General features: G+C 40.2%; 19 protein-coding genes and 2 tRNA genes. 8 read left to right on the top strand and 13 right to left on the bottom strand.

All coding sequences use genetic code 11. The annotated features are described in order from the left end of the window. The 3 genes from BW976_RS14545 (at position 1) to BW976_RS14535 (ending at position 3131) form a co-directional block, all read left to right on the top strand. Positions 1-192 (top strand): hypothetical protein, encoded by a 192-nt coding sequence (locus tag BW976_RS14545; protein ID WP_076374045.1) that lies wholly within the window; start codon positions 1-3, stop codon positions 190-192. Positions 193-372: 180 nt separating this feature from the next. Continuing rightward, complete coding sequence (locus BW976_RS14540) at positions 373-2790, top strand: ABC transporter permease (RefSeq protein ID WP_076374044.1); 2418 nt, start codon at positions 373-375, stop codon at positions 2788-2790. A 38-nt stretch (positions 2791-2828) separates the two neighbouring features. Then, a complete protein-coding gene (locus BW976_RS14535) occupies positions 2829-3131 on the top strand; it encodes a DUF1330 domain-containing protein (RefSeq protein WP_076374043.1) in 303 nt (100 codons plus the stop codon). Between the two features lie 112 nt (positions 3132-3243). Here the strand turns inward: BW976_RS14535 and gap are convergent, their stop codons facing one another. Genes gap through pfkA form a run of 3 tightly spaced genes read right to left on the bottom strand, consistent with a single transcriptional unit; the run spans position 3244 to position 6085 of the window. After that, a complete protein-coding gene (gene gap / locus BW976_RS14530; RefSeq protein WP_076374042.1) occupies positions 3244-4239 on the bottom strand; it encodes a type I glyceraldehyde-3-phosphate dehydrogenase in 996 nt (331 codons plus the stop codon). Between the two features lie 7 nt (positions 4240-4246). After that, positions 4247-5095, bottom strand: coding sequence for a hypothetical protein (locus tag BW976_RS14525; RefSeq protein WP_076374041.1), 849 nt, complete (start codon positions 5093-5095; stop codon positions 4247-4249). A 3-nt stretch (positions 5096-5098) separates the two neighbouring features. Further along, complete coding sequence (pfkA, locus tag BW976_RS14520; protein WP_076374040.1) at positions 5099-6085, bottom strand: 6-phosphofructokinase; 987 nt, start codon at positions 6083-6085, stop codon at positions 5099-5101. Positions 6086-6215: 130 nt separating this feature from the next. Between pfkA and BW976_RS14515 the strand changes: the two genes are divergently transcribed. Further along, complete coding sequence (locus BW976_RS14515) at positions 6216-6908, top strand: NUDIX hydrolase (protein ID WP_076374039.1); 693 nt, start codon at positions 6216-6218, stop codon at positions 6906-6908. Positions 6909-7053: 145 nt separating this feature from the next. Here BW976_RS14515 and BW976_RS14510 read toward each other — a convergent pair whose 3' ends face one another. Further along, positions 7054-7914 carry an N-acetylglucosamine kinase gene (locus tag BW976_RS14510; RefSeq protein WP_076374038.1) on the bottom strand — a complete coding sequence of 287 codons (861 nt, stop codon included), beginning with the start codon at positions 7912-7914 and terminating at the stop codon, positions 7054-7056. A gap of 311 nt (positions 7915-8225) precedes the next feature. Beyond that, the gene (locus BW976_RS14505) at positions 8226-8417 is read right to left on the bottom strand and encodes a hypothetical protein (RefSeq protein ID WP_076374037.1); all 192 of its coding nucleotides are present in this window, start codon (positions 8415-8417) and stop codon (positions 8226-8228) included. Between the two features lie 178 nt (positions 8418-8595). On the opposite strand from BW976_RS14505, the gene BW976_RS14500 reads away from it, so the two are divergent. The 3 genes from BW976_RS14500 (at position 8596) to BW976_RS14490 (ending at position 9775) form a co-directional block, all read left to right on the top strand. After that, positions 8596-9468, top strand: coding sequence for a hypothetical protein (locus tag BW976_RS14500; protein ID WP_076374036.1), 873 nt, complete (start codon positions 8596-8598; stop codon positions 9466-9468). 100 nt (positions 9469-9568) lie between these two features. Further along, a tRNA-Arg gene (locus tag BW976_RS14495) sits at positions 9569-9642 on the top strand. Between the two features lie 60 nt (positions 9643-9702). Then, a tRNA-Lys gene (locus BW976_RS14490) sits at positions 9703-9775 on the top strand. 259 nt (positions 9776-10034) lie between these two features. On the opposite strand, the gene BW976_RS14485 is transcribed toward BW976_RS14490, so the two are convergent. Further along, entirely contained in the window at positions 10035-10265 is a 231-nt protein-coding gene (locus BW976_RS14485; protein ID WP_076374035.1) for a hypothetical protein, read from the bottom strand. Between the two features lie 411 nt (positions 10266-10676). On the opposite strand from BW976_RS14485, the gene BW976_RS14475 reads away from it, so the two are divergent. Continuing rightward, positions 10677-11030 (top strand): TetR/AcrR family transcriptional regulator, encoded by a 354-nt coding sequence (locus BW976_RS14475; RefSeq protein ID WP_076374033.1) that lies wholly within the window; start codon positions 10677-10679, stop codon positions 11028-11030. Positions 11031-11365: 335 nt separating this feature from the next. On the opposite strand, the gene BW976_RS14470 is transcribed toward BW976_RS14475, so the two are convergent. From BW976_RS14470 to BW976_RS14440, 7 genes are all read right to left on the bottom strand, one after another. After that, the gene (locus BW976_RS14470) at positions 11366-13729 is read right to left on the bottom strand and encodes a PDZ domain-containing protein (protein WP_076374032.1); all 2364 of its coding nucleotides are present in this window, start codon (positions 13727-13729) and stop codon (positions 11366-11368) included. A 78-nt stretch (positions 13730-13807) separates the two neighbouring features. After that, the gene (locus BW976_RS14465) at positions 13808-15259 is read right to left on the bottom strand and encodes a RagB/SusD family nutrient uptake outer membrane protein (RefSeq protein ID WP_076374031.1); all 1452 of its coding nucleotides are present in this window, start codon (positions 15257-15259) and stop codon (positions 13808-13810) included. Between the two features lie 12 nt (positions 15260-15271). Further along, positions 15272-18592, bottom strand: a complete 3321-nt coding sequence (locus BW976_RS14460; protein ID WP_245834702.1) for a SusC/RagA family TonB-linked outer membrane protein — start codon at positions 18590-18592, stop codon at positions 15272-15274. Positions 18593-18852: 260 nt separating this feature from the next. After that, positions 18853-19986: a FecR family protein gene (locus BW976_RS14455; RefSeq protein WP_076374030.1), complete on the bottom strand. Its 1134-nt coding sequence runs from the start codon at positions 19984-19986 to the stop codon at positions 18853-18855. Positions 19987-20054: 68 nt separating this feature from the next. Then, positions 20055-20627 carry an RNA polymerase sigma-70 factor gene (locus BW976_RS14450; protein ID WP_076374029.1) on the bottom strand — a complete coding sequence of 191 codons (573 nt, stop codon included), beginning with the start codon at positions 20625-20627 and terminating at the stop codon, positions 20055-20057. A 299-nt stretch (positions 20628-20926) separates the two neighbouring features. Further along, positions 20927-21649, bottom strand: coding sequence for a hypothetical protein (locus BW976_RS14445; protein WP_076374028.1), 723 nt, complete (start codon positions 21647-21649; stop codon positions 20927-20929). Between the two features lie 164 nt (positions 21650-21813). Continuing rightward, positions 21814-22533 (bottom strand): DUF4397 domain-containing protein, encoded by a 720-nt coding sequence (locus tag BW976_RS14440; RefSeq protein WP_175614110.1) that lies wholly within the window; start codon positions 22531-22533, stop codon positions 21814-21816. Between the last annotated feature and the right edge of the window lie 83 nt (positions 22534-22616).

Here is a 22616-nt window from a genome sequence, read left to right as displayed (position 1 = left end):
ATGAATCCTAAATTTCGTTACCTGTACATCGCTATAGGCGGTGTGCTGCTCATATTGTTAATAGTGCAGGTAATCGTAACTTATCCCGAGGTAAATGCTCAAAATGTATTGCTGAATGCGTTGCCTGCTCTGCTGTTCTTTTACCTTGCCTATAAAACCTATCACGAAAAAAAGGATAGCGAGCTAATGTGACCGCTCTTTAATCGCTGACATTTAGTAATATGTGCCTGCGTTTCTCTGTTCAATACTGAACAATAATTGTAACGAATCCGAACAGTTAGTAGATTAGTTTTTATTTTAAGTAATTGAACTTCAATGATTTAAAATTGAGGTATGTTTTTAGCTGTATTTATGGCCTAAACTTAATTGATTATGCTGAAAAATTACCTGTTGGTTGCCCTTAGGAATCTGTCTAAACATAAAGCCTTTTCATTCATCAACATTGTTGGTTTGGCTATAGGCATGGCGGCATGTCTTTTAATTTTGCAATACGTCAATTTCGAATTAAGCTTTGATAATTTTCACGCTAAAAAAGACCGTATTTTCCGCATCAATCAGGATAGGTATAACAATGGTAAATTAAGTACACAATGGGCGGGTGGGGCCTTTGCCCCGGGCAACGCTTTTAAAGCAGCTTTACCAGAGATAGAAGACTTTGTAAAGATAGTGGGTGCTGACCGTGTGCTGGCGAATTACAAAGATCAGAAAATGGCCATCACCAATGATTACTATGTGAGTGAGTCGTTTTTTAATATTTTTTCGTTTCCGCTAATCAGCGGCGATCCAAAAACAGCCTTAAAGGAACCCAATACGGTAGTGATATCCGAAGAAGTAGCGCAAAAACTTTTTCATGATACAGACCCGGTGGGGCGGTCGTTAACTATCAATAATGATAAGCCTTTGAAAATTACAGGTGTGATGAAAAATGTTCCTGTCAATTCTCACATGAAGTTTGATTTTTTACAATCATACAATACCTTACTGAAGGAAAATCCGCCCAATAAAGATTTTAACCTGGATAATGCATGGTTAAATGATGGCTGTAAAACTTACGTACTACTTAGAACTGGTGTAGATCCTAAAATACTGGAACGTAAATTTATACCTATTGTAAAAAAGGTTTACGATGCCTATAAAAGTGCAGGGGAAGATGCTGTTTATACCCTGCAATCAGTACAAAATATTCATTTGTACTCTAACCGGATGATAGAGTTTCAGCCCAACGGGGATGGGAAGTCGGTTTATTTAATGCTGGGCATAGCTATATTTGTGATCATTATTGCCTGGATCAATTATATCAACCTGGCTACAGCACGTGGTATAGGACGTGCCAAGGAAGTAGGGGTCCGTAAAACATTGGGTTCGGCCAAAGCACAATTGATTGCCCAGTTTATGTTGGAAGCCATGTTGCTTAATGGATTAGCCATAGTGTTAGCCATAGTGTTTATCCTGATCTGCCTTCCTGTTTTTTCGCGTGTATCTGGCTTACAAATGGGGTTTGATATGTTTACCAAACCCATTTTCTGGGGATTTATGTTGGGCATATTCGTATTAGGATCATTCTTCAGCGGGTTTTACCCCGCCATCGTATTATCATCATTCAGGCCTGTTGAAGTGATGAAGGGTAAAATACTGGCATCGCCAAAAGGAGTTGTATTGCGTAAAGCGATGGTCGTATTTCAGTTTGCGGCCTCTATATTCCTGCTGATCGGCTCGCTTACCGTGTTCAGGCAGCTGAAGTTTATGCAAAACCAAAAGCTGGGTTTGAAGATCGATCAAACGCTGATCATTAAACCACCATTGAATAAGATCGATTCGTTTTACCGTGATATGAGCGCGTTTAAACAGGAAAGCCTAAGGCAATCGGTTGTTAAAAGTGTAACAGTATCCACTTCCATTCCGGGAGAGCCAATTGGCTGGAATGCTGGGGGGATTAAATTAACTACAGCTGACCAAAGCCAGGGTAAGCAATATCGTATTATTGGCTCCGACTATGATTACCTGGCTGCTTATGATTTAAAGCTGGTGGCCGGACGCAAATTCTCCAAAGATTATGGCAACGATCCTCACAGCGTGGTGCTTAGTAAAAAAGCTGCAGAACAAATGGGCTTCACCAAGCCTGAAGATGCATTGGGAAAACAGGTTGATTTTTGGGGACAGGCATATAGGATAGTGGGTGTGGTTGATAATTTTCATCAGCAATCATTACGGGATGCTTATGATGCCATCATTTTCCGCTGTATCCCTGATGTGAGGGGTTATGTATCGATAAAAATAAGTACAACTAATCTCCCTCAAACCATTGCCGACCTCAAAAAAACATGGGCGGCATTCTTTCCCGGCGATCAGTTCGACTACTTCTTCCTGGATCAGTATTTTAACGAACAATACCAAACCGACCAACGTTTTGGACAGGTATTCGGCGTATTTACCGGTATTGCCATATTTGTAGCTTGCCTGGGCTTGTTTGGACTGGTGTCATATACTATTGTGCAGCGTACCAAAGAGATCGGGATCCGCAAAGTTTTAGGAGCTACGGTGAACAGCATTCTGACACTGCTATACAAGGATTTCGCGGCATTGGTGATTATTTCCTTTGTAGTTTCAGCTCCATTGGCCTGGTATGCCATCAACCAATGGTTGCAAACCTATGCCTTTAGGGTTGATATTGGTCCTTTATTATTTCTTGTTCCATTTTTGATAGTTATGGTGATCGCGTTTGCTACGGTATCATATCTGAGTGTAAAAGCGGCTTTAACAAACCCGGTTAAAAGTTTAAAAACGGAGTAGCTCTTTATCTCTTTTATATATTTAAACCTTATTAACACATGCTTTACTTTACCCAGATCGTATTTATCAGGGACAATAAAGAATACGAGTTTAATTTGTTTGAATCGTACGTATTACCCTTGTTGCATAAACATAGCGGAGAGTTGATTTACCGTGTCAGACCAACTGCGGATTGTGTTATAGAAACAGCTTTAGGAAACCCGTATGAAATACATATTGTAACATTTGCAACTCAGCAAGGCTTTGATGAATATTTGAACGATGAGGCAAGAGTAAAGTATATGCAGCTTAAAGAAAATGCTATAGAAAAAGTGTTATTGATAGCAGGCTCCCTGATTTAATTGTTCCCTGTTTTATAATATCTACGTTAACTGGAGGTATTTTCCACAAAACAACAAAGCCTGCGGTTTACCACAGGCTTTGCTATATAAATTTAAAATTGATGAGTCAGGATTAGAATTTACCAAGTTCCTGAACCAGGTCGATCAGTTTGTTTGAATAACCCCACTCGTTATCGTACCATGATACAACTTTAACGAAGTGATCATTTAAGCCGATACCTGCTTTTGCATCAAAAATTGAAGTGCGTGCATCGCCTTTGAAATCTTCAGACACTACTTCATCTTCGGTATAACCTAAAATGCCTTTTAATTCGCCTTCAGATGCAGCTTTCATAGCAGCTTTGATAGCCTCGTATGAAGCACCTTTTTTCAAACGTACAGTTAAGTCAACTACAGATACGTCGGCAACTGGTACGCGTAAAGACATACCTGTTAATTTACCTTTTAACTGAGGTAAAACTAAACCAACCGCTTTAGCAGCACCTGTTGATGAAGGGATGATGTTTTGGTAAGCACCACGGCCACCTCTCCAGTCTTTAGCCGATGGGCCGTCAACTGTTTTTTGAGTAGCTGTAACAGCATGTACTGTAGTCATTAAGCCTTCTTCGATACCAAAGTTATCATCCAATACTTTAGCGATAGGTGCTAAACAGTTGGTAGTACATGAAGCGTTTGATACGATAGTTTGATTGGCTTTTAATTCTTTATGGTTAACACCCATCACAAAAGTAGGGGTATCATCTTTAGCTGGCGCGCTCATTACTACTTTTTTAGCACCGGCGTCGATATGTTTTTGTGCAGTTTCCTGAGTTAAGAATAAGCCTGTTGATTCGATGATCACTTCGGCGCCTATTTCACCCCATTTAAGGTTAGCAGGATCCTTTTCAGCAGTAACACGGATAGTTTTACCGTTTACAACCAAATGTCCGCCTTCAACAGCAATAGTGCCTTTGAACTGACCATGAGTTGAATCGTATTTTAACATGTAAGCCATGTAATCAGGCTCAACAAGGTCATTAATACCAACAACTTCAATGTCGGGTCTTTCAATTGCGGCTCTGAATGCCAGGCGTCCAATACGGCCGAAACCGTTAATTCCTATTTTCATGATTTTTTTAATTTTTATTAGAATAGTAGGTTAATAAATTATTTATAGGTTCTTTAATGATATTTGCTATTTGAAGGTTTGCCTCAGATGCAGCTTCATGTAAATACTCCTGAAAGTTGGCAGCTACCGTACCTGCAAAATGAATGGAGGCATCGGGATATTGCTTTGATAAAGGTAGTAAATATGTTGAAATTAGCTTGCTAAAACCTTTTTTTATGACGTTTTGTAGATAGTGGTCGTGCAGGTTATCCTGGTAAAATTCGGTGAAGGAACTTAAAAACAAAGCGGGTTGTTTTTGTCGGTAAACTTTTTCCAGCAGGGTTTTTCTGTCTACATCATACTTGCTCACAAACTTCTTTTTAATATTTGGAGGAAGGGTTTCGTTCATAAAGCCCTTGATCAGCTGTCGGCCTAGCCAATTGCCAGACCCTTCATCGGCCAGGATATAACCCAGACCATAATTGTTGGTGAGTACCTTTTTACCATCGTACCAGGCTGCGTTGGATCCGCTGCCACAAATACTGATAATACCTGGCGAATTTTTACAACAGGCAATTGCCGCTGCCGTAATATCGTGCTCAACTATCACCTTGCCAAATTTAAAAAAGGCGGACAACGCGTTGTGTACAATTTGCCTGCGTTCATCGGAAGAAGCGCCGGCACCAAAAAAATAAATACGTTTTATTTCTTCGGCGTGATGTATCAGGTTAATGTTTTTATTGAGTAGCTGTAGAATGTACTTTTCGTCGTTAAAATAGGGATTGATGCCATTGGTTTTAAACGAAGCAACAGTTCTTCCTTTATCGGCAAGCCGCCAATGTGCAAAGTACGATCCACTATATACAACTGCAATCATTTATTATATCGATAATATATCTGCCATTTCCAGAAGATCAGCCTCCAGCTTAAATTCATGGTGGTTAAGGGCGTCTTCCAAACTGGTAAGCAGAATATGGTTGGCCTGTAAACCTACCATTTTTTGTGTTTCGCCCGCAATTAACGCATTTACAGCAGCATAGCCCAAACGGCTACCCAAAATACGGTCAAAACTTGATGGACTGCCACCTCTTTGCAAGTGGCCTAATATAGTTACTTTAATATCGTAATCTTTAACTTCTTTTTGCACAGCTTTGGCTACATCATATACGCCGCCATTTTTATCGCCCTCGGCTACAATAACAATGCTTGATGATTTTTTGTTAGATGAGCCATCCTTCAAATTCTTGATCAAATCTTCAATAGCTGTTTGTTTTTCCGGAAGCAGGATAGCCTCGGCACCGCAGGAGATTCCTGCACGTAAAGCAATTGCGCCAGAATCGCGACCCATTACCTCAATAAAAAACAGGCGGTCATGCGCATCGGCTGTATCCCTTATCTTATCAATAGCTTCAATAACGGTATTGGTAGCTGTATCAAAACCCAGGGTATAGGTTGAGCCGCAAAGGTCGTTATCAATGGTGCCTGGCACGCCAATTACCGAAATGTCTGGATACTTTTTTGAAAAACGCAGCGCTCCGGTAAATGTACCATCTCCGCCAATAACTACAAGGGCATCAATGCCGTGTTCCTTTAAGTGTTTGTAGGCAGTGGCCATGCCTTCATCTTCTTTAAAAGGTAAACAACGGGCTGTTTTTAAAATAGTACCCCCCAAACTAAGTATGTTACTTACCGACCGACTTTGCATATCATACATATCGTTCTCAATAAGCCCTTTGTAACCTTGCCTAACACCAACAACCTCGAGGCCGTTGTATAGTGCTGTTCTAACAACCGCCCTTATACAGGGATTCATTCCGGGTGCATCACCACCAGAAGTTAAAACCGCAATTTTTGAAATTTTCTGCATTTTTACATTACTTAGATTTGCGCTACGAAGATAGTGTGTGTAAATTACACCATTAAATTTTATTTGTTTTTTTTTGGATTAGGAATTAAGGTCATATATTTAACAATTAAACTTAAATCCCCGTACAGTTTTGGAAGTAATGCTACCCAAGTTTGATTCCGTATTCTCTATTGACTGCGTAATTTTTGGTTTTGAAGCCGGCGAACTTAAAATTTTGCTTATTGAACGTAACGAAGAGCCATATAAAGATGAACTCGCGTTGCCCGGTTATATTGTGGAACAGGACGAAAGTATTGATGATGCTGCCGAACGTATCTTGTACGAGCTTACCGGCTTGCGCGATTTGCACATGCAGCAGTTTCATACTTTTGGTGAAGTAAACAGGCACCCGCAGGGCCGCGTTATTACCGTGGCTTATTATGCGCTGATCCGTATAAATGGGCAAAAGGAGCTACGACCAGTTACCCAGTATGCCAAAAAGGCTTTCTGGCACCCGGTTAATGAATTGCCTAAGCTTGCGTTTGACCACAGCGAGATATTTAACACAGGTTTTAACAAGATCCGCCGTAGGTTGCATTATCAGCCAATTGCTTTTGAGTTATTGCCCGAAAAATTTACGCTTACACAGCTGCAATCCCTTTATGAAGCCGTTTTAAGTAAAAAGTTGGATAAACGAAACTTCCGTAAGAAAATGCTGAGCTACGGATTTTTAAAGGAGCTTGATGAGAAACAAAAAGGCGTATCCTATCGCGCTGCCAAATTATATAAGTTTGACAAGCGTAAATATGGCAAAATATTCCAGGGTGAAATGAATATTGGATAGGAAGAGAGAGGCAAGAAATAAGAGTCAAGAATCAAGAGGAGGACAAACCCTCGTAAAATATAAAAGGGCCGAAAAATTAATTTCCGGCCCTTCTTTTTATTGCCTTTTTTATCTTGATTCTTGGCTCTAATTTCTTGCTTCTCTTTTATAAAGAGCTTGGAGCTAGTTCCAGGTGATATTTTACCAGGTTATCTATAGGAGAGCGGATGATGCTGCCTACAACCATGCCGTTTTCGGTAGCCACTTCTTCTAAAACATTTCTGAAGTTGTAACCAACTGAACCGATACAGTTAAAGCTGTATTTTTGATAATCAGGGTAGTGTGTTACCAGGTTACGGAAAAAGTCTTCAAATGATGTACGCACCAGGTTACGTGAGTATTCAATATGTACGTTGTTATCATAAACAAACTTGCTGAAGCTTGCACAAAAACGATTAGCGCGAGGCTGAGTATAAACTTGCTCGTTGATATCATCGGGTGTAAGTTTAAACGTTTCCCAGAAAAGGTTACGTACCGGCTCGGGCATATAACCACGTAAATAATCAACCAGTAGTTTTTTGCCAATATAGCAACCGCTGCCTTCGTCACCTAAAATATAGGCTCCTGAGTCGATATTATTGATCACATCTTTACCATCATAGATACAGGTATTGGTGCCGGTACCTAAAATAGCTGCAAAACCCTCGTTGTTGCCTAGCAGGGCACGGGCGGCGGCAAGCAGGTCATGACCAATGTTCACCTTTGCTTTGGTGAAAACAGCTTTCATGGCTTCTTCAACAATTTTACGCATCTCGGGCGTTGAGCAGCCGGCGCCGTAATAATTTACTTCGGTTATTTCATCCTTCTCCAGGTCGGTAGGCAAACTTTCATTTAAAGATTGTATGATATACTCCGTACTAGAAAAATAAGGGTTATAACCCTCAGTGTTAAAATACACTTTTTTACCTTCTTCGGTAACCAGACACCAATTTGTTTTAGTTGAGCCACCGTCAGCAATTATGATCATAAATTAAGTTTTATTAAAAAAAATTGGGTTAAAAGTATGATTAACTTATTGTAAAAAAAACACTTTCCATTTTAAAAAGCAAAAATTGCGATTTTCAAGTCAATCAGGCTTTGTTTTTGCATAAATTATCACTTAAAAATAGATTAAATATTAATGTTGATACATGTTTTGTCAAAAAGCTGTTCATTATAACAAGTGTATGATTAACATGTAATTAGCGTATCAGTAATTAATCTACTTAATTTGCAATTGTACGTAATGTTAAATTATTTAGCAACAATTAATGTTTTATAATCAATCATGATTTACAACTACAAAAATGACAGGGAATTGTTGGATAATATATGCGTTGTTTTGATGTTACGTAACTTTTCTTTTAACCAGTTTGCCATAAACTCAGTGCCCGGCTCCTCGCTGGCAATATGACCCAATACAATGCGCGATAATTTTTGTGCGTAATATTTTACCCAATATTTTTCCCCATAGTCCTTGGTTTTACTCATGTTTTTTGAATTTACGGATGAGATCAAACACTTACCGATCGGTACATAGTTGCTTTACAGTTAAATCGACTTTTTTATTTGGTTAATTAATTAACGGCATTTGAATTGCTTACTTGGCACTAAATTCACAATCATCTAATTATATTAATATTAAGAAAAATCTACACCTGTCCTTATCATGAAATTAAAGTTAAAAACCCTCCTTGTAGCATTAGCGGGCACTACACTATTTTATACCGCCTGTCAAAAAGAAGTAAAATTGAATCCGAAGGTTGTTCCTCCCCCGGTATCTAAGATTGATACTGTAAGCCTTGCCACTAGTCAAATAATTAGGAATATAACACAAACTTTGTCGGGTGCTTATGGAGGTGTAAACATCAGTAAAGGGTTGATCCTGCCTGATCTTACTACCATTAGGCAATCAAAACCACTCATCATAGGTCTTGTCAATCTATGTTCTTTCTTTCCTGATACCATAGTTAACTATAAAACAGTTATAGGTGATACCATTAAATCAGAAACCACCGGATTATTCAAATTTTACTTTAGCTGCGATACTGTAAGGGCTCCTGGAGCAAAGTATCCTGATTTTACAGATTTAAATGGATATGTGGCTTATGATTCTTTGGCGACTACAGGCCAAACCCCCAGCGCACTGTTTGTTCATAATATAAAAGCTTTTTATGAGGCCAAGGCTCTTGATAAAGATGCCCTTCTGGCTATTAATGGCAGCACTAACAAGCTTATCTCTTTTAATAACGGGAGCATCAAATCATTTGTTGATACCGCATCAATTAAAAAAGCGCAGATACCATCCTCAATACATGCTTATTATACGTTAAATAATGTAAATAAGGTAACTGTTGATTTAACTAAGAATGGTGACATAACAGCAGGTGCAATAACTTTTGCAGCCATCGGTGAGGTTAATGGTATAAAGTGGTATTATGAGGGCGTTATTAATTTTTTAGGTAATCATAAGGCAAGTGTAGTTATAAAAAATAAAACCTATAATGTCGATTTGCTTACTGGCAAGGTAACCACAACTTAAGCAGTCAAATATTACACATACGCTAAGCACAAGAGAATTCAAAAAATTGATTGATATTTCCGTATAATTTTGCATCTTTGCACCGCGAAAAAATCGCGATGGTCCCATAGCTCAGCTGGATAGAGCAACTGATTTCTAATCAGTAGGTCTCAGGTTCGAATCCTGATGGGATCACGAAGCCGCTTTAGATTGGTAAGGCGGCTTTTTAATTCATATAATAGTAACAGGTACAACGATTCCGTAGCTCAGCTGGTAGAGCATAACACTTTTAATGTTGGGGTCCTGGGTTCGAATCCCAGCGGGATCACTTTTAAGCCCGAAGCCTTAAATCGAAAGATTTAAGGCTTTTTGTTTTTGACTATTTTGTAAACTACATGTTTTATGTATCCGAAGTTGCAAACTTCGGACAGCGGGGTTTTTAACAGTTGATATGATAAATTGTGTCCTAGCAGGGTCTTTCAGAAAGGACCCTGCGTTTTTTATTGACCGGTGTTAGCCTCAGGGTTCCTTCCAGGAGAACCTGGGGGAACGTAATCGCTGTTTAAATGACTAAATCATAAAGAGAACTATTTTTCACTTTTTAAAAATCTCCAATCTTCAAAAGGCACGTTTAATACCGATCTATATTCCTGGTCATTAATCAGCTCCAATACTTCATCCAGTAAGCGTTCCAGTTGCCAGCAACATTCGCTGTATTTATTTTTAGAAGCATAGCCATGCTGCTTCCATATTAAGCGCTGTAGTATAAGCCTATCATTTAAAAGGCCTATTAGTGTAGCCATTAATTGAAGTGTCATTGTATTAGGCCTTTCCGCTCTCTGTAGTACTGTAAAACATTTATTTTATATACGTGGTTTCTCGTAAGGCAGTCCGTTCTGTTTTTAAGTTTTTGTTGTATAAATGCTGCATTAATTATAGTATTGTGTAGTTTGTTGCTATAGCCATCTTCTTTAAAGAATCGCATTGCCATCCACCTGCTTATATTTGTATCATATTGCTTTTTATAGGCCGAAATGATAATCCCGACGTACTTATATGGCATATTTAATTTTAATTCAATTAGTGTTTCTTTTGCAAGCATAATACTGAAGTGTTATTATATGTGTAGTAATTGTGTGGTGTTTATGTTGTAAATATGTGGTATTTATTTTAATAATAAAACACTTTTTGAAGGAAAAATGTAACACTCTGTAAAATACATTTGTTTCATGCCACATAAGGGAGAAATATTAGAAAGAGCCGTTAGGAAAACTGCTATCAGTATATCTGAATTAGCCCGTAAAGTGGACTATGATAGAGGTACTATATACCGACATTTTAAGGATGAGGATTTAGACGATTCAATCATTTTAAAATACTCTAAAGCATTAAAAAATGATTTTAGGAAAGAGTTTCCACAACTCCCTTTCTATGGTAATCTACTACAGGAGCCATTAAATGAATACCGTGCCTTAACGTTATCGGAGGCGTTGCAAGAGGCTGATATGTGGAAGGAAAAGTATATAAGCCTACTAGAGCAGTACAATAATCTGCTTAAAAAAATAGTAGATGAGGATAAATAAACTATACGAATATTACAATATTATACATTAATGATTGCTGGCAAAGAAATTAATTCTGACGGAGATCACATAATAAATCGAAAGCCTCAAGTCGAAAGTCTTGAGGCTTTTTATTTAAAAATGGTGCTGTGATAACACCGACCATGGGCTAATGTAAACCAGCTATTTGACAACAAAACATGGTTAACACTATTTGATGGTAAATTGTAGTTATTTTATTGATTTACAGGTAATTAAATAAATTTTAACTATAAAATGTGTAAACCATGTAAACCCACTTTTCAAGAACGTGGTCCGCCAATGAATAAAGGGGAACCTTACTAAGGTATTCTGCATTATTTAAAATTCACACTGATTACCTGCTGATTTTGGTTGCGGACTATAATGAGTTTAGCTTTTCCCATCCATTTAATTTTTTGATATGCCTTGAGTAATTTTTCTACAGCGTTAACGCTGTCTTCATTTATCTTAATCACCACATCCCCCTTTTCTAAGCCGTTTTTTGCAGCTACTGATGATGCTGACAGATCTGTAAGCAATGCGCCATTGTTATCGAGTAATCCAGCTGCCGATCTTTCTCCCAGGCTCTCGATGTTTTTAAAATGTGCACCTAGCCATTCCACCTGGTTTTGTTTGCCCTGATTTGCTGAAGTAACCAGCGGATTGATCACCGGTTTTTGAGCCAGCTTTTTTAAAGTAGGAGAAGTAACTCCAAAATTCATATCAAAATCTTTAAAGCCTGTTTTTAAAGCCGGGGAACCTGGTTTTAAACGATAGTTTCCGCTTTTGGCATCGATAAACTGGGCATCACCATACATGCTATTTTTATCTAAACCCAAAATCTGGGCCTCAGTCAAAGCTTCCTTGGACAGGAAAAAATTCTGATCGATGATCTTGCCCCAGTTATTCATTAAGATGGGCGCATATGGCAAGCTCACTATGTTATGCTCAAATAAGTCATCACTATTTTTTAACCATACATGCGGATGGAAGGTATTATTGATAATGATGTTATTGGTAACTGTACGACTGTAGCCTTCGCGTAGTTTTAAGCCTCCGCTCAGGCAAACATTATTGTATATATGGTAATTACTGCTGCCGTCGTCCAGGTCAATATCCCAGCCATGATCGCACTGGAAGCGATTATTACGGATAGTGATAGGATCAATTACATCCAGAAACTGGATGCCGGGCCTGGCGGCTACTATGCTATCAATCAGGTTGCGCTCTGGTCGCCAGTACCTATCCCTGCCCCAGGAATTATAGGCCCCGTTATCGCCGGTTTCAAGAACGGTATAGAATACATCATTAAATTCAATAATATGGCCTCCCCAGGTTCCCTCACTCATATTGAGCCCAGCCCTCGGCGTATGGTAAATGGTATTATGACTCACCGTAATATGCGATGACATGGAGATCTGAACGCCGGCCACCTGTTTTTCAATAGTACCGATGTGGTGTATCAGATTGCCGGTGGCCGAGCAATACTGAGGATAGTCCGAACTCTTTGGTCCCGGCTGGTAATCCATTTTATCCCAGGGGACAAAAGTTTCATAACTAAAAGCAGGCGACCGTACAGCATCGGGATTACCAACAAAAGCAATAGCATTTCCACCAATGGTATGTATATAGTTGTCCCGGATAGTATCGTTCTTGCTATAATTACTTAGAAACACGGCATTCCCGCCCAATTCATAAAAATTACAGTTGCTGATAATTACATGTTCCGTTCTGTCGAGCAGGATTGCCCCACCGCGGTACATCCTCCAGTCGCTACGTAGCAATGGCTCTTTGGCCAGCATAAATGACCGTGCCGTTTGCGTAAAGTCGATACCTTTAATAGTGATGTTGCTCAAAGGCTTCTCTTTACTGCCGATGACATGTATGAGATCTGTTAAACTACTAACAGTAAATACAGCCTTATTCAAATTGGTTCCTGTAGATGGATAGAGGTAAAGAATTTGGGTTGTTTTATTGAAAAACCATTCTCCGGGAGCATCCAGTTCCTCAAAAATATTTTCTACAAACCGGTATTGTTTGTTCATGGGCGAGGGGCGGTTGTTTTGCCAGCCTCCCTCATAAGTGAGTGCCCCTTTATCATCTTTCCCGGTGATCAAATAATCAAAGCTGCCCCATTCCCCTGCGTGTAAAGCGTGAATATAGCCGCCGGCAGGGGCTTGCCATGTTTTTACCCGGTTTTCGCTGATGGCATCCTTAGCCGTTCCGTTATAAACCCGAGCTGTAGAATCAAAGTTGGGATAGCGGGCCATGGGCAGGCTTTTACCATTCATAAATAATTGGTCTGGGGCAAAGCCTGTGGATAGTTTTGCTTGGATAATGCCACCTTTATATGGCTGCCATACCGGGTTTATTTTGCTTGAGCCTGTAATGGTTACTTTTTCGTTTGGATATGATTTAATAGTCAAAGAATGCGCTCTAAAATTAACTTGGTTTATCTCTATTGTTTTCTGCAGGGGATAGAGGCCTCCATGTAATATAACAACTACATCTTTATTAACATATCCGGTCGCCCTTAACAACGCTGCTTCCAGATGCTGAACGGGATGTTTAAAGGTGCCATCGTTTTTATCGCTACCACTATTGGCCACATAAATGTTGTTTTGCCCGAAGCAAGGTTGCATAAAAATGCCGGAGGTGACAAGTGTGGTGGTCAGGATGATTGATTTTAGGAGCTGCATTGACATTTAATATTAAATGGAATAAAAATCAATTATACTCCCGGCGCGACAAAGCTCACCGGAAGTACAATTTAAGGATTAATAAAGTGGATTTTGAGGAATATTATTAGCCGTGATTTCAATATCCGGAATAAGCCAGGTTTGATTGTATGGGCCTATGGGGTTAATGAGCTGGCTGCCTCTTTGAGCCTGGATAAGCTGGAAGGTATTGGTTCGTTTCATATCAAACCAGGTATTTCCTTCTAGTGCAAATTCCCATTTTCTCTCCTTCAAAACAGCCTGCCTGAAACCATCCTGTGTGAGGCCAGCCAGATCAGGGACATTGGTCGGATCACCCTTATCTACCCGGGCACGCCTGCGAATGGTGTTAATATAGACATAGGCGTTGGCCGGACCATTGATCTCATTTTCGGCTTCGGCAGCAATCAGGTACATATCCGCGTAACGGATATAAACAAAGTTCCAGGGATTAATAACGGTAGACGATGTGGCTCCTTTTGAAACACCGGTGGTATCGAAGTATTTCTGAAAGAAAGGCGCTAATACACCACCTTTTACTTTAGGATCCGGATACTGGTCCAGTATACCCCATGTTCTCCTGCGATCGCCTTTTGGGAAACTATTGATAAAGCTGGTGGCCGGTACCAGTAAAGGCCGGTATGTATCAGCTGTACCGGTTGATCCCTGTAATGGGTTACCACCTTTTGAAACCACATATGATTGTTCCCAGATAGATTCTGTGGTATAACTGGTATGATGAAAAACATTGGCATAATCATCTACAAGGGTAAATAGTCCGGAGTTGATCACTTTTAGGGCCTCATCCTTTGCATTTTGATAGTAAGCTGTCTGTTTCATCGGGTTACCGGCCATGGTAAGATAAACTTTTGCCAAAAGAGCCGAAGCTACTGATTTGTACACTCTGCCGGCCGTGGTCGCTTTGTCGGGCAAGTTTTGTTCGGCAAAGGTCAGGTCGCTCAATATCAATTTATAAATATCTGCCTGCGGCGAGCGGGGAAGCTGTAAACTATTCGGATTATTATCCACTATGACTTTTGTAGGCATGGGGATATCTCCATAAAGTTGTACCAGGTAAAAGTAGCCATAGCCTCTCATAAATTCGGCCTCGGCAGTTAGCTGGTTTTTAGTGGTCTGGTCAAGTGGTGATGTTGGCAAGGCGCCCAAAACAAAATTAGCATCTTTGATTAAGCGGTAACCACCACCCCAGCAACCTTGGGTATTATAATAATACGACTGAGGGGCATTCTGATACATAGGTAATCCCTGTTCAACAGATGGTGCGGGGGCACCGTAAATATCCGTAGCCATTTCCTGCATACTGCCATCATAAAGCGGTAAATCGCCATATAAACCTATAATGGCTAATTGATAGCTGGCCGGATCAGAGAAAAATGTACTGGGGGTAATAGATGTTTGAGGATGTTCTTCCAGGGTTCTTTTGCATCCGCTTATGGCTATGGCCATACCAATAGCACTGCTTAAAAACAATTTTTGATATGATTTTTTCATGACTTGTTCAGTTTAAAATTTTACCCTAACGCCTGCTGTGATTGATTTTGTTGACGGGTAATTACCACGGTCCCAGCCGTTTACTGTTCCACTTGCCCAGGATACTTCCGGATCATAACCGGTGTATTTGGTTACCGTAAAGTAGTTTTGGGCACTCACGTAAATATTAATGGACGATATTTTAATACGACGAAGCTGAGCTGCATTAAAAGTATAGCCCAGGGTAACATCTTTTATCTTCAGGTAATTACCGTTTTCTTCCCATAAGCTATTGGCATAATCGCGTGTGTATTGCATGCTGTTAGCCGATGGCTTATCGCCGGCATTACTGGTGCCAGGTCCTTGCCAGCGGGAATCATATGCGGCCTGGGTTGGCGTCCACTGTCCATTAAGGGTAAGGCTGTATTTCCTGAGCTCGTTCACCAGTGTTGCGCCGTATGAACCTGTAATTAAAATACTAAGGTCCCAGTGTTTATAGGTAAAGGTATTGTTAAAGCCTGCGGTAAATTTAGGTTGAAGGGTTGTTAATACGTGCTTGTCATTGTCATCTACCACTCCATCGTGGTTGTAATCCAGAAACTTGTAGTCGCCGGCATGTTTGGTCGGTTCGCCATTCGCTTTTGCTTCGGCATCTGTTTGATAAACGCCGGTTACCTGTTGGCCAAAAAATGAATTCATGGGCTGTCCAACAATCATCGGGAACCAATTACCTCCTGTGCCTATATATTGGTAAGGTATCGGTTTTCCATCGGCTCCAACACCCAGGCTTAGTAGTTTATTCTGGTTATGGGTGTAGGTTAGGGTAGAAGACCAGGTAAAGTCCCGGCCAATCATGTTCTGAGAATTTATAGAAAACTCAAAACCTTTGTTGGAAGCTTTGCCCACATTTTGCAGTTGCGTACCAAAACCGGTTGACGCGGGCAGGTTTACATATAATAATAAATTGCTTGTTTTTTTATTATAATAGTCGGCGGTGATGTTTAGCCTATTTTTTATAATACCTACATCAATCCCCAGGTCAAGTTCCTTGGTAGTTTCCCATTTCAGGTTGTTGTTGGAAACGGACGAATAATAATAACCGGTAGTATTTGAATTATTGAGGATGGTGTTTATACTGGATACCGAAGCCAGGGTTTGGTAAGGATTAATGGCCTGGTTTCCGGAAGTACCATAACTTGCTCTCAGTTTAAGATTGCTCAGCGTTGGGTTCTCTTTCAGGAAATCTTCTTCCGATACTGTCCATGCCAATGCCCCTGATGGGAAGAACGCATATTTATTGTTAGATCCAAATACCGAACTCCCGTCCCTGCGGGCAGTGAAAGTAGCATAATACTTACCGGCATAATTATAATTCAATCTGCCCAGGTACGAAATGAGCGTATTACTCGAAGTGCCTGTATTTGGATTGGCCAGTGTGGTAGCTGATTGAAGACTGTTATCAACATAAACCGTACTAACAAATCCCGAAGCGGTGCCGCTATTCAGGTAACGGCTATGATTCTGCTGGAAAGTAAACCCAGCCAGGGCGTTTAGATTATGTTTTCCCCAGTTATGGATATAAGTAATTGTATTTTCGTTAACAAACGAATTGGAGTTTGAATAACCTTGGGAAGCATTCCCCGCCGGTTGGCCAAATGTAATTGATGGAGGGTTATAAGTTTCCTGATGATTATCTTCATTATCAATGCTAACACTTGATCTTAGTTTCAGGCCGGGAACTATTTCATAGTTTAAAGCGGCAGTTCCCAGTATCCTCAATGTACTCAATGGATCGTACTGTTCTTTTGCCATAGCCACAGGGTTGGTTTGTCCATAATTTAAACCTGTAAATACAGTGTACGTTCCATTCGGATTATAAACACCCTCTGTTGGGGGCATCACGAAAGTTTGAAAAGGCACGCCTCCATAATCGGCATTCTGGTAATTGTTTTTCTTATACAGGTCTTTGGTAAGGGCTAAATTGATCGTAAAGTTGAGTTGCTGGTTAAGCTTCTGGTCAAGGTTAATCCTTCCGGAAAGCCGGCGGTAACTGGAATTGGTAATAATACCATCCTGGTTAAAATACCCAAAAGAAGTATAATATCTGGTGTTTTCGGTGTTGCCGCCTACAGATATAGTATGGTTTTGCGTAGGTGCTGTATGATAAACCAGATCCTGCCAGTCGGTACCTTTACCCAGGCCGTTAATCTGATCGGGTGTCCATGGCAAAGGTTTTGCCGGGTTATTTAATCCCGAGGCATTATCATTTGTGGTAACCTCGTTTTGTAATTGAGCATATTCAGAGGCATCAATCAGTTGTAATTTATGCCTTAAACGGGCTACCCCATAATAGCCATCATAACTTACCTGTGGTTTTCCGGAGGCTTTGGAAGTGCCTTTTTTAGTAGTGATCATAATGACACCGTTTGCTCCCCTTGAACCATAGATGGCGGTTGAAGATGCATCTTTTAATACCGCTATTGAAGCAATATCATCCACATTTAACTGGGCACTTATTCCCTGGGTAATCTGCCCATCAATCACGTACAAAGGATCATTGCCGCCATTAATAGAGTTTGTACCCCTTATGGCAATTTTCATAGCCTCACCCGGCTGCCCGGAAGCTTGGTTGACCTGTACACCGGCCATTTGCCCTTGCAAGGTTTGCGCAACATTAGATATACCTTTTACCTGTGTTACCTTAGCGGATGAAATGGTGGAAACAGAACCAGTAAGATCACTTTGCTTTGCTGAGCCATAGCCTAATACAACTACTTCGTTAAGTTTTGATTGATCAAGCTGCATGTGTACATTCATCTGTCGGTCTTGTAAAACAGGTAGTTCCTGTGTGGCGTAGCCGATAAATGAAAAAGTAAGTATTGCATTAGGATTGGGAACATCTATACTGAATTTTCCGTCCTTATCTGCAATTACAACTGCTTTTTCGCCTTTCAATCTCACTGTAACCCCAGGTAGCGTATTATTTTTTTCATCATAAATTTGCCCGGTTACCTTTATAGCAACTTGTTGTGAATTGGAAATGGGAGGCGCTTGAACAGCTACGGACTGCTCTTTAATAAAAATAGTGTTATTCACTATTTCATAGCTTAAATGCAGATCTTTCAAAAATGTATTAAGGGCCACATCGAGCGATGCATCTTTGACTTTGATGGTGACGTTTTTATTACGGATAGCTTTAGATTCATAAAAGAACACATAACCTGTTTGATCATTAATGATTTTCAATACCTTTTTTAAAGGCGTATTGGTTTCATTAAGATTAATCTTTTGACCAAAGACTGCAGCACTGCATTGCAGTATTGCCAGTAAAATCATGAGGATAGTCAATTTCATAATCAGTATTATTTTTTGGGGTAGCCACCAGCTTTTGGTGGACACAAAAAGAGACTTTAATTTCATACTTTTGAAAAGTTTGAGTTAATGGATGATTGCTGAATAAGATCATTTTTTTGTAAAGGAGGTTAACTCAGATATGCGTATCCCGATTGCAGTCGGGGTACGTTTCTGCTTTTAATTAACCACCGGCGGTTTGCCTAAGGGACTGTTTTTTGTACTTTTTTTCTCATATATATAGATTAAATAAATAATTGGGTTTAAGGCATAATAATGATGGTTCTGTCTTCTATCCGGTAATGAATTTGCTCAAAACTTAAAATATGCATAAGTTGTGCAGCAGTGATGTTTTTGTTCATTTGACCTGAAAATTCCCTTGTGGAAATTTGCCCTTCGTATTTTACAGATACATCATACCAGCGGGAAAGCTGCCGCATAACCGTTTGAATATCATCGTCCTTAAAATAAAAGAATCCTTTTTTCCAGGCTATGGCTTCTTCTATATCTGCTTGTGATACTGCTAAATGACCATCTTTGAATTGAACCTGTTCACCTGGCTTTATTTGGCTGCTCGTTTCACCGGCCAATACTTTAACACTGCCTTCCAGCAATGTGGTGCGGGTCACTTTTTCATCAGGATAGGCATTCACATTAAAATGAGTACCCAAAACCTCAACAGTTTGGCCGTTTGATATTATCCGGAATGGTTTATGCTGATCATGAGTAACTTCAAAATAGGCCTCGCCCGAAAGTTCTATTTCCCGCTTTGTGCCAGTGAAGATTACCGGGTATTTTAGGGTGGATGCGGCGTTTAGCCAAACTTTGGTTCCATCACTTAAAACAAGCTGGTATTGCCCTCCTTTTGGAGTAACAACGGTGTTAAATACATTGGCTTCTTGGGTTGTATTGTGCCCGGCTTGATCATAAGTGATGCGGCCATTCGCGTTTTTATGAATAACTATACCTTTTTCGTTAGCTAAAGCCCCGTTTTTGGTGTCGTTTAGGTTGATGGAGCTGCCACTGGATAAAATCAGAGTGGCTTTATTACCACCCGGCAGTAAATTATTATTGTCTTTTTTCGCCACTAAAGCTGGCTGATCCCGATGGGGTTTCCGTTGCTCTACAAACAACACGCTTATATATATCAACAAAATAACAAGGGCGGCAATGCTGATCAGTCGCCGGTAATTAATTTTCCGTTGGCCCGGCATCTCAGACATAATACGCCGGAGAATTTCTTCGCGATTATTTTCCAGCTCCTGATCATCAATTTCCGGAGTAGCAGCGTTTTGGGTATAATCTGCATACCAGCTTTCAACCAAAGCTTTTTCTTCTCCAGATACCTGGCCGTTACGGTATCGGTTTAATAGATCTGTTGCGTCCTTTTTTGACATAATTGGTAAAGGGGCGAGTACCCTTATTACGCTATATGCACTTCAGGAAGGCGTAGGGAGTAGAGGAATTAGAAAAAAAGTAAAAAAAACTTACTTCCTAGCTTTAACCTTAAAATTTTCAAGGAGTTATTAACCTGTTTTCTTACGGTTAGTACACTGATGTTGAGTTGATCGGCTATTTCCTGGTGTGAAAAATTGTTGTTCCGGCTCATTTGAAATATAAGCCGCATTTGTGGAGGGAGCATGGCTACTTCTGCTTCCACTATAGCGATGAGTTGTTTTATGCGTATAGTCTCATCCGCTTCAGGCTGCTTGCCAGTATCCAGGTAATTTTGAAAGGAAGTGATATAATCATTTTTAATTTTCAGATGCCTGAAGTTATTTAATACCTTATTTCGAACCGATGTGTAGAGGTAAGCAGCAAGATTATCTTCCGGATTTATGTTCACACGGTTGTTCCATAAATACACAAAGACCTCCTGGAGCACATCTTTTACCGCTTCGGGGTCAGGCAAACTTTTGTACGCATGCCGGTAGAGCATGCCATAAAACCGGTTATAAATTTCTGTAAATGCCGCTTCATCACTATCATTTAACAGACAGGCCAATTCTTTATCCGAATAAGCACGATAGTGGGGCATAACGTATTTTTAAATAATTGGGGCAGGCACCTGGCAATTTACCGCCGGGTACATGGTTACTATTAATCTGGGTTTTTAATAAATTAGTATATAATGGTTTATAAAAATGATAAATGTTTGTGGATTAAAATTTCGGGAATTTGTCATAAGAGTAAGCGAAATTGGCACTAGTCTGGCGCCCTTATACTGGCTGATAGAGAGGGAAGGGTAGGTAAGGGACGCTGTTGTATCGTCCCTTTGGGATGAAGTTGATAGATACTAATAATTGAAGAAGATAGCTTAGCCCGAGTAAATTGAATTTAGTCGGTTACCTTGATATAAAAATGATCGCCCCTGTTATCTCCGAAGTTTGCGAAGTTTTCGGGACCGAGGGATGACCTGAAGGCCTCAGAAACATAAAAATCATTCTGATAGGTGATGAGCTTTTGCACGCTGTTATTAAGGGTATACAACGTTAAATAGCTTTTGAAAACCAAAGGACTGTTGTCCTTTTCAAACTTAGCCATTTTTACTTTGAGATCGTTGCCGCCAAAACCCGATGGTACTTCCGATTTGGCAAAAAGCGTATCAGCAATGTACTGGAATTCCCGGCTATCTACATTGGTAATGGTTTTATTGATCTGAGAATGAGGAGGAATAAAAGTTAAATTCTGGGGCAAGGTTACTTGTGCGTTGATACTGCCATCAGAGTACCGGATTCCCCGGCCTATGGATGTTGAGGATACCGTTCCGTTTACCTGTAAAACGCCATCGGCATAACTGGTGCTTTTTTTATTCATAACAAAGGCAGAGCGTTCCCAGTCGGCATAAATAGGTTCGTTGAGTTTGTTATAAATATTGATGCGGATGGGCACATTTTCGCCGGCGAAAGAGTAGAGGATCTTTACGGAATCGTTCTCCAGTTTAAACTCACCGGTTTGTTCGTTATGAACGGTGTTGGTGCTGCTGAGTGTATTCATTTGATAGGTGCTGCATGACGATAATAAAGCTATCGCCGCACAAATGATAAGTAATGTTTTCATAGGTTAAATAGTTTGTGTTGTTTAGACTCAAAAGCCCCCATGAAGTTTAATCAAAGTCTTGATTTTTAGGTGAGTTTTGAATATTTAAAAATAAGGATATGCCTTAAAATAAAAAGCCTCTGCAATACAGTGCAGAGGCTTTTTATTTTATTTGAAAGGTTTCATTAATAGTAAAAGGCGTTGGTTTGTATGTTTGCGCTAAGCTTCTTTTGATCGGTAGCTGCGGCTAGCCCCTGTAGCCATATCGTATATACCGAGGCGCTGTTTAGTTGTACGTCCTGCAATGTAGCCAAAACGGTGGTAGTTCCTGCTTTACGAACTTCCAGCGTATAGGTACTGTTGCCTTGTATTGGTGTAAAAACCGAGGCTCCTTTATAGGCCTGGTTGCTGGCCAGTAAGGCCCCTGCTTTTATCCCCAGGTCAACCGCACCGGCATCCGGGCTAACATTTACCAGGCGAATAGTGGCTTTGCCTGCATCCGGGCGACTTATCGAGTCGCTGATTAATATCATATCCGGAGTTGCGGCTACATTGGCCAAATACATCGAATAGAATTTTTGAGCAGTAAGGTTTATGGTATCTGCTTTAAGCTTTTGCTGAGTGCCCGCTATATAAAAGCTGGCGACCCTTTTGCCCGGAAAAGCCCTAATGTAATCGATCCCGTGCCCATAATTAATGGGGAAATCATTGGCGCGGTTCTGATCCAAAAAGAAATTTACAGGCTGTGAATCCGGCGAAGCGTTAATCACCGATAAAAATGCTACCGGGGGATCAACATAGTCATTATCATGATTTTTTAAGCAGGAGGTCAGCAGTACAGCCAGCAAACATATCATCCCGACTATGCCTGCCCGCCTTTTTAAATTTTGTTGAACGTATTTCATAAAATTAATTGTTGTAGAGATAAACATATACTCAACCTTACGTAGCCCATAGGTAAGAATGCTACAGATGATTGAAATTTTAT

This window comes from Mucilaginibacter lappiensis (genome assembly GCF_900155965.1).
Classification (GTDB): domain Bacteria; phylum Bacteroidota; class Bacteroidia; order Sphingobacteriales; family Sphingobacteriaceae; genus Mucilaginibacter; species Mucilaginibacter lappiensis.
Note: the sequence above shows the minus strand (reverse complement) of the source record. Positions and strands in the feature narration are given on the sequence as shown.